The 13,956-nt window shown below is 53.6% G+C and carries 14 protein-coding genes; 13 read left to right on the forward strand and 1 reads right to left on the reverse strand.

Translation table 11 applies throughout. From position 1 onward, the window contains the following. The first annotated feature begins 109 nt into the window (after positions 1–109). The 7 genes from NFS31_RS10015 (at position 110) to NFS31_RS10045 (ending at position 6,641) form a co-directional block, all read left to right on the forward strand. A complete protein-coding gene (locus NFS31_RS10015; protein ID WP_275563885.1) occupies positions 110–1,096 on the forward strand; it encodes an N-acetylneuraminate synthase family protein in 987 nt (328 codons plus the stop codon). Between the two features lie 9 nt (positions 1,097–1,105). Next, positions 1,106–1,807 carry a UDP-N-acetylglucosamine 2-epimerase gene (gene neuC, locus NFS31_RS10020; protein WP_251494302.1) on the forward strand — a complete coding sequence of 234 codons (702 nt, stop codon included), beginning with the start codon at positions 1,106–1,108 and terminating at the stop codon, positions 1,805–1,807. Positions 1,808–1,841: 34 nt separating this feature from the next. Further along, positions 1,842–2,384: a radical SAM protein gene (locus NFS31_RS10025; protein WP_251494305.1), complete on the forward strand. Its 543-nt coding sequence runs from the start codon at positions 1,842–1,844 to the stop codon at positions 2,382–2,384. A 153-nt stretch (positions 2,385–2,537) separates the two neighbouring features. Further along, the gene (locus tag NFS31_RS10030) at positions 2,538–2,792 is read left to right on the forward strand and encodes a type II toxin-antitoxin system HicB family antitoxin (protein ID WP_275563886.1); all 255 of its coding nucleotides are present in this window, start codon (positions 2,538–2,540) and stop codon (positions 2,790–2,792) included. Positions 2,793–2,992: 200 nt separating this feature from the next. Next, positions 2,993–3,289: a hypothetical protein gene (locus NFS31_RS10035; protein ID WP_251494311.1), complete on the forward strand. Its 297-nt coding sequence runs from the start codon at positions 2,993–2,995 to the stop codon at positions 3,287–3,289. Positions 3,290–3,798: 509 nt separating this feature from the next. Further along, entirely contained in the window at positions 3,799–4,038 is a 240-nt protein-coding gene (locus NFS31_RS10040) for an HPr family phosphocarrier protein (protein WP_160227936.1), read from the forward strand. Positions 4,039–4,277: 239 nt separating this feature from the next. Then, positions 4,278–6,641 (forward strand): helicase C-terminal domain-containing protein, encoded by a 2,364-nt coding sequence (locus tag NFS31_RS10045; protein ID WP_251494561.1) that lies wholly within the window; start codon positions 4,278–4,280, stop codon positions 6,639–6,641. 36 nt (positions 6,642–6,677) lie between these two features. Here the strand turns inward: NFS31_RS10045 and NFS31_RS27070 are convergent, their stop codons facing one another. Continuing rightward, entirely contained in the window at positions 6,678–6,788 is a 111-nt protein-coding gene (locus tag NFS31_RS27070) for a type II toxin-antitoxin system YoeB family toxin (protein WP_331482586.1), read from the reverse strand. A gap of 504 nt (positions 6,789–7,292) precedes the next feature. On the opposite strand from NFS31_RS27070, the gene NFS31_RS10055 reads away from it, so the two are divergent. The 6 genes from NFS31_RS10055 to NFS31_RS10080 all read left to right on the forward strand — a co-directional run bounded on the left by NFS31_RS10055 (position 7,293) and on the right by NFS31_RS10080 (position 13,565). Next, positions 7,293–7,856, forward strand: a complete 564-nt coding sequence (locus NFS31_RS10055; protein WP_251494313.1) for a sigma factor — start codon at positions 7,293–7,295, stop codon at positions 7,854–7,856. A gap of 8 nt (positions 7,857–7,864) precedes the next feature. Beyond that, positions 7,865–8,581, forward strand: a complete 717-nt coding sequence (locus NFS31_RS10060; protein ID WP_251494316.1) for a histidine phosphatase family protein — start codon at positions 7,865–7,867, stop codon at positions 8,579–8,581. Positions 8,582–8,625: 44 nt separating this feature from the next. After that, positions 8,626–12,399, forward strand: a complete 3,774-nt coding sequence (locus NFS31_RS10065) for a phosphoribosylformylglycinamidine synthase (RefSeq protein WP_251494319.1) — start codon at positions 8,626–8,628, stop codon at positions 12,397–12,399. A gap of 29 nt (positions 12,400–12,428) precedes the next feature. Continuing rightward, positions 12,429–12,611: a hypothetical protein gene (locus tag NFS31_RS10070; RefSeq protein ID WP_251494322.1), complete on the forward strand. Its 183-nt coding sequence runs from the start codon at positions 12,429–12,431 to the stop codon at positions 12,609–12,611. A gap of 273 nt (positions 12,612–12,884) precedes the next feature. Next, positions 12,885–13,109 carry a type II toxin-antitoxin system HicA family toxin gene (locus NFS31_RS10075; protein ID WP_251494325.1) on the forward strand — a complete coding sequence of 75 codons (225 nt, stop codon included), beginning with the start codon at positions 12,885–12,887 and terminating at the stop codon, positions 13,107–13,109. A gap of 108 nt (positions 13,110–13,217) precedes the next feature. After that, the gene (locus NFS31_RS10080) at positions 13,218–13,565 is read left to right on the forward strand and encodes a type II toxin-antitoxin system HicB family antitoxin (RefSeq protein ID WP_251494328.1); all 348 of its coding nucleotides are present in this window, start codon (positions 13,218–13,220) and stop codon (positions 13,563–13,565) included. Positions 13,566–13,956: the final 391 nt, after the last annotated feature.

A 13,956-nucleotide genomic window follows, 5' to 3' on the forward strand; every position in this document is an offset into this window, starting at 1 on the left:
TATATAGATTTATTAGATTGGACGTTGTAACTGTTAACCAGTAGTCATTTTTGACTACACCATTATTATACTAGGAGATATAAAGATTGGGGGAGATGAGCGGCCTCTGGTGATTCCGGAAATCGGGATTAATCATGGAGGGAATCTTGAGACGGCAAAACAGATGGTGGATGCGGCCTGCCGCGCGGAAGCCAGGCTGATCAAGCATCAGACGCATGTCGTGGAAGATGAGATGTGCCATGCAGCCAGAGAAGTGGTTCCCGGGAACAGCAGGGATTCCATTTATGATATTATGGCTGGCTGCGCCCTGTCTGAGGATGAAGAGTATGAGCTTATGAGGTATACGCAGTCAAAAGGGATGGTGTTTTTAAGCACGCCCTTTTCCCGCGCAGCGGCAGACCGCCTGGAGCGATTTGGCGTGCCTGCGTATAAGATCGGATCCGGTGAACTGAATAATTACCCCCTTTTGAAGCATGTGGCCTCATTCGGAAAGCCAATGATTGTTTCCACGGGGATGAACGGTATGGCGCATATCAGGAAGGCAGTGGAAATTCTGGAAGGGAGCGGCGCCTGTTATGCCCTGATGCATACCACAAACCTTTATCCGACGGCGCCCCCACTCGTCAGGCTTGGGGCGATGCAGGAGATGATGGCTTCATTTACAGACGTGCCGGTGGGACTTTCGGATCATACGCAGACCAATACGGCCTGTATTGCCGCCATGGCGCTCGGGGCGTCCGTTGTAGAACGCCATTTTACGGATAAAAAGGATCGTCAGGGACCTGATATCGTATGCTCTATGGATGAGAGGGAGCTTGGGGAGCTGCTGGCCGCCGCCCGCGACATAAAACAGATGCTGGGAGGAAAAAAGGAGGCGGCAGAGGAGGAGCAGGTGACATCGGATTTTGCATTTGCCTCTGTTGTGACCATAAGGCCTGTGGAGCAGGGAGAGGCTTTCACACGGGACAATCTGTGGGTCAAGCGCCCAGGTGTGGGCGGGATACCGGCCGGGCGGTATGAATCGCTCCTGGGGAGGCGCGCCGCGCGTGCGATTGCCTGTGACGAGCAGCTTACCTGGGATGCGGTGGAAGAATAGGAAGGATTTATGAAACAGAAGAGGGTTTTATTTCTGACGGGAACCAGGGCGGACTACGGAAAAATGAAGCCTCTGATGCGCGCGTTAGACGACAGGAAGGAATTTCAGGTATTTATCTTCGTATGCGGTATGCATCTTTCAGAGACGTTTGGAGGCGCCTTTACTGAAGTGTTAAAGGACGGCTATGAGAATGTGCATATTGCGTACGGACTTTTGCAGACGCAGAATGCAAGTGTAAACGTCGGAAATACCATAGCCTATCTGTCAGGTTATGTAGAGCATGTGCGGCCGGATATGATTGTTGTGCATGGGGATCGGATGGAGGCTCTGGCCGGGGCTGTAGTGGGGGCGCTGCATAATATCTTAGTGGCCCACATTGAGGGCGGGGAGCTGTCCGGGACGATCGATGAATCGATCCGGCATGCGATTTCAAAGTTTGCGCATATCCATTTTGTATGTACGAAAGAAGCGCAGGCGCGTCTGATCCAGTTGGGAGAGGAGCCGGATCGGATTTATGTCATCGGTTCGCCGGATATCGATGTGATGATGAGTGATCGCCTGCCGTCCGTAGGACGGGCAAAAGAGAGGTACGATATCCGGTTTGAACGCTACGGCATTTTGATGTACCATCCGGTCACAACGGAATATGACAGGGTTGGCATATACTGCAAGACCGTTGTGGACGCGGTAAAATGTAAAATGGAGCTGTAACGGCCGCCTGAATTATGCGTCAAAGGATAAAGAAATGCTGCAGTTGATGAGGAAAGCCGGATGCGTGTTCATCAACTACGGGATTGAATCCATGGATAATGAGGCTTTAAAGCGCATGAATAAAAATCTGACAACGGATATGATCATACAGGGGATTGAAAATACATTGTCCTGCGGTATCAGTCCGGGGCTGAATATCATTTTTGGGAATTTAGGTGAAAACAGGACATCCATTGAAAATGACGTGAAATTTCTATTAAAATATGACGACCACGCGCAGTTGCGCACAATCCGGCCCGTTACCCCGTATCCCGGAACCGATCTGTATAACTATGCGATTGAGCAGGGACTGATCAGGGATATTGAAGATTTTTATGAGCGTAAACACGTGAATTCTGATTTACTGACGTGCAATTTCACGGAGCTGACAGACGATGAATATTATGATGCGCTGTATTGGGCCAATAACGTATTGCTTGAAAATTATTTGGAAAGTACAAGAGAGGCTAATAAAACGTGCCTGGATAAACTGTATCTGGAAAAGGATGCGAGTTTCAGAGGATTCCGGTATGTGTAAATGAGAGATAGTGTTTTATTTTTGGCGCATGATGGCTGAGAAAAAGAGGTTTGAGAGGGGATTGTAAAAAAAGTTATAGTTTGGTATAATAAATCCGGCTCAGAAGAGAGGGGAACCGGCGTGGCTAAATAAACATATGCTCCGGTTGACGATATTTTCGCTGTAAGCATTCCGGAACTGCCGGGATGCATGGCACATGGCGAAACAAAAGAAAAAGCATTAAAAGAGATAGAAACGGCAAAGGAACTGCGGATAGAAACGGCCCTGAAAGCGGCTGAGGAATCTGGAAATAAGGAAGAAGTCAGGCGGATCATTGATGAGTTATCGAGGATGCCCAGGACGGCCTTGAGGACGATTAGGGCGTGTTTGAGACGCGCTCCGGGAGATATAATGATGTTCCGCTCCTGACATTGTAAACAGCGCAGAGGCCGGGTAAGACATATCTTTGAAAAGATATGTCTTTTTTGAGCAGGACAGACATGCCATGAAGCCCCATTTCCACATTGAAATATGAGCGGTTTCGCTTTAAATGTAAATCGTGGCTCACAGCGCAACAATTCAGCTTGTCTGAACGACTGTCCCGCAGCAGATAAAAGGAGTGCAAAAGCATGACCATGGAAGACAGAAAAAAGATCGCGGCGTGGATCCACGCCCAGCTCGAGGATGTATGGCGCGCGCTGGGGGACGGGGAGCCGCCGGGAGAGGCCGATCGCGCGCTTCGGGTCCGCCGCGCCGGGGAAGATATTTTTTACTGCTTTATCTACAGGGGAAAGCCGTGCGCAGAAGCAAGGATCTACTTTGACCATCTGGACAATCAGTGGAGATTTGAGCTGACGCAGGTGGCTCGGGCGCATTATGAGAGCGTGCGGGCATATTTTACAGGGAAGATGCGTAAAGGGCGTTGAGGCAGAGCCGCGAGAAAGGATATGCTTCGGAAGAATAATCGATCTCGCAAAAGTGAACAGGCGGGAAAATGAATGGGGATCCTGAATCAGGGATTCCTTTTATTTCAGCGACTGGTCCGGTTATAGCTGGTTTGACGCGGATTACGTAGGCGGGTACGACGACGCATACGTCTTCTTCGGGGACGGCGCATAGAGGGAGAGGAGGGAAATTTTAGCGCATGAAACAGCGCGGCCCCGCCCAAAATTTATGGAATCTAAATAAACCCACCTAAACCGAATTACCTGTGTGGAATACATCTTTCCTCTTTTTTCCATGGAAAATAGAAGCAGAAAGATCGGATAAACGTGAATTTGTTGGTTCTTTTCCGTATAATCCTCTTGTTTTTGTCAAAAATAGATAAGGAAAAAGTCTCCGGTTTATATGGGAAAAATTTGACAATCTTTCATTTTCATGATATAAATGGAGCGTATTCAACAAAAAGAATATTACCTGAAAAGGAGTTTTGGTTATGAAACAGAGAAGAATTATGCTGACTACAGTAGAAGAAGCAAAGGATTTTGTGACATCTGCGATGAAGTGTGACTTTGATATTGACGTTTTTTATAATCGCGTTGTGATCGACGCAAAATCTTTGCTGGGTGTGATGAGTCTGGATTTGACAAAGGTGCTGACCGTGGAGTATGATGGTGAGAACAAGGGCTTCGAGGCATTTCTGGACACCGTGGCTGTAAAGGCGACAGCGGCTTAATAATTAGGCGGGCGCTTTTGCACAGAAAGTCTTTAGGAAAGACGCAGAAACGGCGTTTGCGGGCCGGGAAGGGCTGTAGGGATGCGGCCCGGGGCTCCGTTAAGCGCAGGCGCGGTTATTTTGGGATTCCGGTAAAAGGGAAGAGCTGCAGGAAAGACGGCGGCTCTTCCCTTTTTTGCACGGCCCCGCATCATGAAGTTTGCCGCGCGATGAAAATGGAAGGCGGCAAGGAGGGGGAAATGGAGCTGAAAGGGCGTGAGATACGCGTGTCGGTGCGGAATCTGGTGGAGTTTGTCCTGCGGTCCGGGGATATCGACAACCGCCGGACCGCGGGCCGGCAGAGGGAGGCCATGGAGGCCGGCAGCCGCCTTCACCGCAAGATCCAAAAGCGGATGGGGCCGGACTACCGCGCCGAGGTCGCGTTAAAGCACCGCGTAGAGGAGGAGGGCTTTTCGCTCCTCATCGAGGGCCGGGCGGACGGGATCCTGCGCCGGGGGAACGAGACGGTGATTGATGAGATCAAGGGCGTTTATATGGATGTGTCCCTGCTTCAGGAGCCGATCCGCGTACATCTGGCGCAGGCCATGTGCTACGGGTATTTCTATGCCCGGTCCGAGGGGCTGGCCGCTGTGACCGTGCAGGTGACGTATGCGAACCTGGAGACAGAGGAGATCCGCCGTTTTCAGGAGGAGAAGCGCTTTGAGGAGCTTGAAGAATGGTTTTCCTGCCTGATCCATGAATATGTGAAATGGGCCCGCTACTTATACCACAACGCCCTGCGCCGGGACGAATCGATCGGAAAGCTTTCCTTCCCGTTTCCCTACCGCAAGGGGCAGCGGGATCTGGCGGCGGCGGTCTACTTAAGCGAAACGCGCGCCCGGCGTCTGTTTATCCAGGCCCCCACGGGCATCGGAAAGACGCTCTCCGTGGTGTTTCCGACCTTAAAGGCCATCGGGGAGGGGCATGGGGACAAGCTGTTTTACCTGACGGCAAAGACGGTCACGCGGGTCGTGGCAGAGGAGGCTTTGGAGCTTTTGAGGAAAAACGGGCTCTATTTCCGCTCTGTGGCCATTACGGCCAAGGAAAAGCTCTGCATCCTTGAGAAGCCCGAGTGCAATCCGGACGCCTGCCCGCGCGCCAGGGGGCATTTTGACAGGGTCAATGACGCGGTGTTTGCGATTATCCATGAGGAATTCGGCATCACAAGGGAGCGCATCCTTTCCTTTGCGGAACAGTTTTCTGTGTGCCCCTTTGAGTTCTGCCTGGACATCTCAGGCTTTGTGGACGGGATCATCTGTGATTACAATTACGTATTTGACCCGGATGTGCGGCTTAAGCGCTATTTCGGGGAGGGCGCAAACGGCGCGTACTTTTTCCTGGTGGACGAGGCGCACAATCTGGTCCAGAGGGCGAGACAGATGTACAGCGCCTCGCTTGAAAAGGAGGAGGTGCTGGCTGTAAAAAGGCTCGTTAAGGAAAAATCGCCGGCGCTGGCCATGCGCCTTGAGCGGGTCAACCGGATCCTTCTGGAGCTGAAACGGGAGTGCGAATCGTGGCGGCTGCTGCCGGACGCCGGACACCTCATCCTGGCGCTTACCGGGCTCTTTTCCGAGCTCGAACGGTTTCTCGATACGTTCCGGGAGTTTCCGGAACGGGAGGAGGCGCTGAACTTCTATTTTACGGTGCAGAGCTTTTTAAATACCTATGAGCGCCTGGACGGGCATTACCGCATCTACACAGAGCTTTTGGAGAGCGGCGCATTCCGGATCCGCCTCTTTTGCGTCAACCCGATCCGCAATCTCGGCCTCTGCCTGGAGCAGGGCAAAAGCACCGTGTTTTTTTCCGCCACGCTTCTGCCGCTTCCCTATTACCGGAAGCTCTTAAGCAATGAGGCCGAGGACTACACCATGTACGTCCACTCGCCGTTCCCGCCGGAAAACCGCCTGATTCTGGCGGCCTGCGACGTGACCAGCCGCTACGCAAGGCGCGGGGAGCGCGAGTACCGGAAAATCCTCCAGTATATCTACGAGGCCGCGGGGGCCAGGCGGGGAAACTATATGGTCTTTTTCCCATCCTACCAGTACATGGAGCGGGTGTATGAGCTGGCCCGGAGCGGGCCGCGCCGCCTGGCCATCCTGAAGCAGGAAAGCCGCATGGACGAGGAGGCAAGGGAGGCGTTTCTGGCGGAGTTCGACAGGGAGCGGGGCGAATCCCTGGCGGCGTTTTGCGTGATGGGAGGGCTGTTTTCCGAAGGGATTGACTTAACCGGGGAACGCCTGATCGGCGTGATCGTGGTCGGGACGGGCCTTCCCATGGTGTGTACGGAGCAGACGGTGTTAAAGGAGTATTTCGACGAGGCCGAGCAGGCAGGATTTTCCTTTGCGTATCAGTATCCCGGGATGAATAAGGTGCTGCAGGCCGCGGGGCGGGTGATCCGCACAGCCAGCGACCGGGGGGTGATCCTGCTGCTGGACGACCGGTTTTTGCAGGGGGACTACCGGGCGCTGTTTCCGAGGGAATGGAGCGATGTGAGGCGGGTGACGCTTAAGACGGTGGGGGAGGAGCTTTTGAGGTTTTGGGATGGGGATTTTGTGGAAGGATAAATCCCCGTCCCGGATACCGGAGGAGATTGGGTTGGGCTATTTGTCTCCATAGTGGCCTCTGCAGTGGGCGATATAGAGCCGCCCGTTTTCCATGTGGCAGACGAGGCGGTCTTTTTCGTTGATACGGCGGCTGTATTCGCCGTGCAGGTCTCCAAAGAGAGGTTCAGGTTACCCAATTCCTTTCATACAGCCGTTCCGTTCAATATCCTGGATGAGCTGGTTGATCCTTTTTAGTGTTTTTTATCTTGCGCCTGCCAGCAGGGCATCCTGCAATACTTTTGAAAAGCTGACGCTTTTTTCTTCACAAAGCGTGCTGAGCCACATAGGGATGCTTAAAGTCTTTCTCACGGGTTCGTATTCATATGTGCTATTATTTACTTAAGCGAAGTATTGCGGGCCATTGTTTATCATGAGAGGGCCGCCATTGTCAGGTTCTGAATCCAACAAAACCCCATGTCGTTAATGCAAATAACATCGGTTTACACGCCCCCATACAACAATCGGCCTTACCGTATAATTTTCTATTCACAGCCGCCGTTGTTTATGGTATGATTGAGAAAACACGCAGCCATCCGGTCTGCCTGGGCGGCTGCGATAACACAACACAACGGATCCGGAGAAACCATCCGGAGAAGAAGGAGGAGAAAAACGATGCCGCAGGATCATACGGAAAGGGCCCGCCGCGCGGGTTCCGGTTCGCGCGGAGGCGGGCCGGGAACGCTGTACAACCTTTACAGGAGCGAGCTGGGCCGCATATCGCGCTGCACGCCGGAAGAGGAAGGGGAGCTTTTAAAGGCGCTTCTGGCGGGGGAAGAGGGCGCGTCGGAGCGCCTGGTGGAAGGAAGGCTTGAGATGGCGGCCCTCCTGGCAGAGGATTATAAGGGGCGCGGGCTCCCTGTGGATGATCTGGTGCAGGAGGCGAATATGGGGCTTCTTCTCGCCGTGCGGGAATATCAGGGCGGCGATTTTTCCGCGTTTGCCGAGGAGCGGATCCGGCGCGTGATTGAGGACGCGCTTAAGCTTCAGCGGAGCGAGGACCGCGTGGGCGAAGAGCTGGCGGCCAGAGTCAATGTGCTAAAGGATATTTCCGCGGGTATGGCCGAAGAGCTGGGCCGGGAAGCCACGGTAAGCGAGCTTGCCGGGCGGATGCGGATGACGGAAGAGGAGATTAAGGATATCATGAAGCTGACGCTGGACGCGTTTCGCGTGGGCTGAGAGGGCGTATGAGATTTTATTTGGTCCGCCACGGGCAGACAGAGTGGAATATAGAAGGAAAGGTACAGGGTAAGACGGATATTGCATTAAATGAGACGGGCCTTCTCCAGGCGCGTCTTCTGGCCGGAGCCCTGTCGGACTGCGGGGCTTCATGCGTCTACACGAGCACCCTGAAACGGGCCGGGCAGACGGCAGAGGAGATCGCAGAGGAAACGGGGATCCCGGTGATTGCGTCCGGTGATTTGCGGGAGGCGGATTTCGGGCTCTGGGAGGGCATGACCTGGGAGGAGATCGCCCGCGATTTCCCGCAGACCGCCGCCCAGTGGGAGAAAACTCCCGCCCTTGTGACCCCGGACGGAGGCGAGAGCCCGGAGGAATGCAGACGCCGCTGCCGGCGGATTGTGGAGCGGATCGCGTCGGAAGCGGGCGGGGGCGGTAAGGACAGCAGCGGCCGCAGCGGAGGCGAGGGCGGCAGGGACAGCAGAGGCCGCAGCGGAGGCGGAGGCCGGGAAAGCGTGATTGTCGTGGCCCACGGCCGGATTCTGGTCTTTGTCATGGGATATCTTCTGCGCAGGCAGGAGGACAAGCCGGAGCTTATCACAAAAAACGCGAGCATTTCCGTGATTGACTATGACGCCGGGACAGGCGTGGGCGAGCTTTTAACGCTGAATGACTGCAGCCATCTGGACGGGCTGGCGGGCGGGAAAAGAGGCCGCTACTGCTGATAGGGGAGGACAACAGCAAAGGAAAAAAGCAGGAGGTAGCTAAAATGAGCGTAAGACGTATTTTCGTTGAGAAAAAGCCGGAATTTGCCGTCAGGGCAAAGGAGCTTTTGGAGGAAATCGAAAGTTATCTGGGAATTGACACGATTACCGGCGTGCGGGTGCTGATCCGGTATGATATTGAGGATGTCTCGGAGGAGGCGTACCAGAAGTCGCTGGCCACGATTTTTTCCGAGCCGCCGGTTGACTTTGTGTACGAGGAGGATTTCCCGTGCAGGGGAAGCGATACGGTGTTTACTGTGGAATACCTGCCGGGGCAGTTTGATCAGAGGGCTGATTCGGCGCAGCAGTGCGTGAAGCTTTTAAGCGGGGACGAGGAGCCGGTGATCCGTTCCGCGACGACGTATGTGATATCCGGCCAGGCATCGCCGGCGCAGATCCAGGCGATCAAGGCGCTGTGCATCAATCCCGTGGATTCCAGGGAGAATAATAATCCCAAGCCGGAGACGCTGGCCGTGACCTTTGAGCAGCCGGAGGACGTGAAGGTGTTTGAGGGCTTTCGCGCGCTCGATGAGGAGGCGTTTTTAGCGCTTTACGCTTCCTTAAACCTGGCGATGACCTTTGAGGACTTTAAACATATCCGCAATTATTTTACGACAGAGGAGCAGCGCGATCCCACAGTGACCGAGATCCGGGTTCTTGACACCTACTGGTCGGATCACTGCCGTCACACGACGTTTTTGACGGAACTGAAGGATGTGGCCTTTACAGAGGGCGATTACAACGCGCCGATCGAGGATGCGTACCGCCTCTATTTAAGCGGCAGGGAGGAGCTCTATAAAGGAAGGGACGACAAATACATCTGCCTCATGGATCTGGCCCTGGCGGCGATGAAAAAGCTTAGAAAGGACGGGAAGCTTGAGGATCTGGAGGAATCGGAGGAGATCAACGCCTGCAGCATCGTGGTTCCGGTGGAGATCGACGGCGCGCGCGAGGAGTGGCTGGTGAATTTTAAAAATGAGACGCACAACCATCCCACGGAGATTGAGCCCTTCGGCGGCGCGGCGACCTGCCTGGGCGGGGCGATCCGCGATCCGCTTTCGGGGCGCACGTATGTGTACCAGGCGATGCGCGTGACCGGCGCGGCGGATCCGACGCGGCCTGTGGCCGAGACGCTGAGCGGCAAGCTTCCGCAAAAGCGCATTGTGACCGACGCGGCCCGCGGCTACAGCTCCTACGGGAACCAGATCGGCCTGGCCACAGGCTATGTAAAGGAGATTTACCACCCGGGATATGTGGCGAAGCGGATGGAGATCGGCGCGGTGATGGCCGCCGCTCCCAGGCGGAATGTCATCCGCGAAACCTCGGATCCGGGCGATGTGATCCTCCTTATGGGCGGGCGCACGGGCCGCGACGGCATCGGCGGCGCGACCGGATCCTCCAAGGTCCACACCGAGGCGTCCATTGAGGTCTGCGGCGCGGAGGTGCAAAAAGGGAACGCCCCCACGGAGCGCAAGCTCCAGCGCCTGTTTTCACGCGAGGAGGCCAGCCGCCTGATCAAGAAATGCAATGACTTTGGCGCTGGCGGCGTGTCGGTCGCGATCGGCGAGCTGGCGGCGGGGCTTATCATTGACCTTGACAAGGTTCCGAAGAAATATGCGGGCCTTGACGGCACGGAGATCGCCATTTCCGAGTCCCAGGAGAGGATGGCCCTGGTCGTGGATCCAAAGGATGTGGACAGGATGCTGGCCCTGGCCGCGGAGGAGAACTTGGAGGCGGTTCCCGTAGCGGTGGTCACGAAGGAGCCGAGGCTGGTGCTTAACTGGCGCGGGAAGACGATTGTAGACATAAGCCGCGCGTTCCTGGATACGAACGGCGCGCATCAGGAGGCTTCGGTTACGGTCGAGGTCCCGAAACGGGAGGGCAATGTATTTGAGCGCCGTGATCCGGGCGATGTGAGGGAGAAATGGCTCTCTGTCCTTTCCTCTCTGAATGTGTGCTCCCAGAAGGGCTTAACCGAGCTGTTTGACAGCACGATCGGCGCGTCGAATGTGCTCATGCCTTACGGCGGAGTTTACCAGATGACGGAGACGCAGGCCATGCTCTCCAGGCTGCCGCTGATCTCCGGATCCTGCGATACGGTGACCATGATGAGCTATGGATATGACCCATATCTGTCGAGCTGGAGCCCGTACCACGGGGCCGTGTATGCCGTGCTTGATTCCATTGCCAAGATTGTGGCAAACGGCGGGGATTATAAGCGCATCCGCTTCACCTTCCAGGAATATTTTAAGCGCATGACCGGCGAACGGGAGCGGTGGGGCGTGCCGTTTGCATCGCTTCTCGGCGCGTACAGCGCGCAGATGGCCTTTGGCCTTCCGTCCATCGGCGGAAAGGACAGCATGTCCGGGAGCTTCTTTGACGAGGAGCACGGCGAGATCAATGTGCCGCCGACGCTGGTGTCTTTTGCAGTGGATATTTCCGACGGCCGCCATGTGGTGACGCCGGAGTTTAAGAAGCCGGGCAGTAAGATTGTGGTATTCCGGATCGAGCGCGACGCGTACGATCTCCCGGTTTATGAGCAGGTCATGGACGGATACGGCAGGCTCTATAAAGACATGGAGGACGGAAAAATCATTTCCGCGTACGCGGTCGGCGCAAACGGCCTGGCGGAAGCGGTGAGCAAGATGGCCTTTGGAAACCACTTAGGGCTTAAGATCGAGCACAACCTCGATCCCAGGGACTTCTTTGCGCCGGGCTGGGGCAACATCGTGTGCGAGGTCCCGGACGGGAAGGTGGGAGAGCTCTCCATTTCCTATACGGTGATCGGCGAGGTGACAGACACAGGCCGCTTCGAGTACGCGGGGGCGCAGATTACCCTGGACGAAGCGTTAAAGGCGTGGACCGGCACGCTGGAGAAGGTGTTCCCCACGCGTTCCGGCGCGCCGGCCGCCGATGTTTCGGAGAACGCATACCGGACGGATTCGGTTTACATCTGCCGGCATAAGGTGGCAAAACCGAGGGTGTTTATCCCGGTTATGCCGGGAACGAACTGCGAGATGGACAGCGCCAGGGCCTTTGAGGGCGCCGGGGCGGAAACGATCGTGCGCGTGTTTTGCAACCAGAGCGCGGCCGATATCCGGGAGTCGGTAGAGAGGTATAAGGATGACATAAGCCGTTCCCAGATCATCATGTTCCCGGGCGGATTTTCCGCGGGGGACGAGCCGGACGGATCGGCGAAATTCTTTGCCACCGTGTTCCGGAACGCGGCTCTGACAGAGGAGATAAACCGGCTGCTTAACGAGCGGGACGGCCTGATCTTAGGCATCTGCAACGGCTTCCAGACCCTCGTCAAGCTGGGCCTTCTGCCGGGCGGGGAAGTCGCGGCGCAGACTGCGGATTCCCCGACCCTGACCACGAACCGCATCGGCCGCCATATCTCCAGGATGGCGTATTTAAAGGTGGTTTCCAACCTCTCGCCATGGCTTCGCGAGGCAGAGACAGGCGGCGTGTACGCCAATCTGATCTCCCACGGCGAGGGCCGTTTTGTGGCAAACGACGAGTGGCTTAGGAAGCTGTCCGAAAACGGGCAGATCGCCCTCCAGTACGTGGATCCAAACGGGAAGCCGTCCATGGACGAGGAGTGGAACCCGAACGGCTCCTATATGGCCATTGAGGGAATCACCAGCCCGGACGGACGGATACTTGGAAAGATGGGGCATAATGAGCGCGGCCGCGAGTGCCGGGACGGCGTGGCAGTGAATGTATACGGCGAGCAGGATATGAAGCTGTTTGCGTCGGGCGTGCATTATTTTCAGTAACGGCGGGACTTTTAGAAAAAGGTGATGCGATGACAGAAAAAGAAATGATAAAGATATCCATCGAGGAATTTTCAAGAATCCAGGACTGGATGCTGCTTGCGGATAAGGACACGGAATTGTATAAAAGTATCAGAAAGCGGTATATTGATTTAAAGGTTATATTGACGACATCCGGTGTAAGTCTTACGGAACTGGACAGGATAAAGGAGTAATGAGGATGCGGCAGATCGGCGTATCCGCCCGGCGTAAGGGTTTATCGGTTTAAAATCATTTCAGGGAAACGGCGTAGCTTTGCGGGTTATGCCGTTTCTGTTTTCAGATTTTTTGTGGGAATCCGGCGGTGCTGCCAGCACGATTACTGGCCGGATGGAGCAATATCAAGATATTAAAAAACATCTGGAAAAATGATACTATATATGATACTATATATAGAAAAGGAGGGGATGCAGTGATTATAAACCAATGTAGAAATCAGGTGAGTTATAATGAATGTTAAGAAAATATTGGAAAAAATGCAAAGGCAGCCTAACGGAATCAGGTACGAAGAAGCAAAAAGAGTGTTAGAACATTATGGATTTGAGTGCGCCCGGCAAAAAGGTTCACATGCCCATTTTAGAAACAGGAAAACAGGAGAATTGATAACCATAAAAGTAGATAATCCTCTGAAAAAAGTATATATTCTTGATATTCTGAATAGGGTAGATGAATAAATTTTAGAATTATTTAATATTATATTAGAGAAAGCTAAAATTAAATACAAAATAAGGAGAGAGGAAAATTATAGGCATTAATTAAAATAGATTATCGAGGAAAACACTATGAATAAATTGGAATATTATATGAATTTACCATACAATAAAATCATACAGGAGATCAATGATGAAAGCGGTCACTATTTTTATGGCAGAATTTTGGAACTGGATGGTTGCCAGAGTACAGGAGATACACTGGAAGAATTAAATGCAAATCTTACAGAGGCTATGGAAGGGCATATTGAAGTATTGCTGGAAAATGAAATGGAGATACCAGAACCAGTTAAAGAAGAAAATTTTAGTGGAAAATTTGTAATCAGGGTTCCAAAGTCATTGCATAGAAGATTAGTGGTAGAAGCAGAAAGAGAGGGCGTGTCATTAAATCAGTATGCTATGTATAAATTATCAAGGTAAAAGGAAACCCGATCGGGCTGCATTATGTTTAGCATGCTGTACTAGCCAGAGGCTGGTTCTGTATCCATAAGAAACCCGTAGAAAACTGACGGCGCTTAGCGAGATCTTTTCGAGCCGTACAGACCGCTGTATACGCAGAGCTGTACCGGCTGTCCGCTGCGCTTTTCTCAGGGCGGGAGCGGGGTTTCTTTTGGATACAGAACCAGCCTCTGGCGGCCTTTTCACAGTCTTTCTTACATTCATGACACATACGCAAGGCTGCGCACAAACATACGAAATTTTTAAATATCCCTCTTGAAATCCCCTATATTTAATAGTATACTAAAAAAAGCAAACAAAACTGTCTGAGAAATTACCCAATAATTGGATATCAGACGCATCAACAAAGGAG

The organism is Otoolea muris, assembly GCF_943193115.1.
GTDB lineage: Bacteria > Bacillota > Clostridia > Lachnospirales > Lachnospiraceae > Otoolea > Otoolea muris.

Bases quoted from the DNA above. Each gene is read 5' to 3' on its own strand.
- neuC (WP_251494302.1), top strand. From the start codon at position 1,106: ATGAAACAGAAGAGGGTTTTATTTCTGACGGGAACCAGGGCGGACTAC.
- NFS31_RS10025 (WP_251494305.1), top strand. From the start codon at position 1,842: ATGCTGCAGTTGATGAGGAAAGCCGGATGCGTGTTCATCAACTACGGG.
- NFS31_RS10035 (WP_251494311.1), top strand. From the start codon at position 2,993: ATGACCATGGAAGACAGAAAAAAGATCGCGGCGTGGATCCACGCCCAG.
- NFS31_RS10040 (WP_160227936.1), top strand. From the start codon at position 3,799: ATGAAACAGAGAAGAATTATGCTGACTACAGTAGAAGAAGCAAAGGAT.
- NFS31_RS10045 (WP_251494561.1), top strand. From the start codon at position 4,278: ATGGAGCTGAAAGGGCGTGAGATACGCGTGTCGGTGCGGAATCTGGTG.
- NFS31_RS10055 (WP_251494313.1), top strand. From the start codon at position 7,293: ATGCCGCAGGATCATACGGAAAGGGCCCGCCGCGCGGGTTCCGGTTCG.
- NFS31_RS10060 (WP_251494316.1), top strand. From the start codon at position 7,865: ATGAGATTTTATTTGGTCCGCCACGGGCAGACAGAGTGGAATATAGAA.
- NFS31_RS10065 (WP_251494319.1), top strand. From the start codon at position 8,626: ATGAGCGTAAGACGTATTTTCGTTGAGAAAAAGCCGGAATTTGCCGTC.
- NFS31_RS10070 (WP_251494322.1), top strand. From the start codon at position 12,429: ATGACAGAAAAAGAAATGATAAAGATATCCATCGAGGAATTTTCAAGA.
- NFS31_RS10075 (WP_251494325.1), top strand. From the start codon at position 12,885: ATGAATGTTAAGAAAATATTGGAAAAAATGCAAAGGCAGCCTAACGGA.
- NFS31_RS10080 (WP_251494328.1), top strand. From the start codon at position 13,218: ATGAATAAATTGGAATATTATATGAATTTACCATACAATAAAATCATA.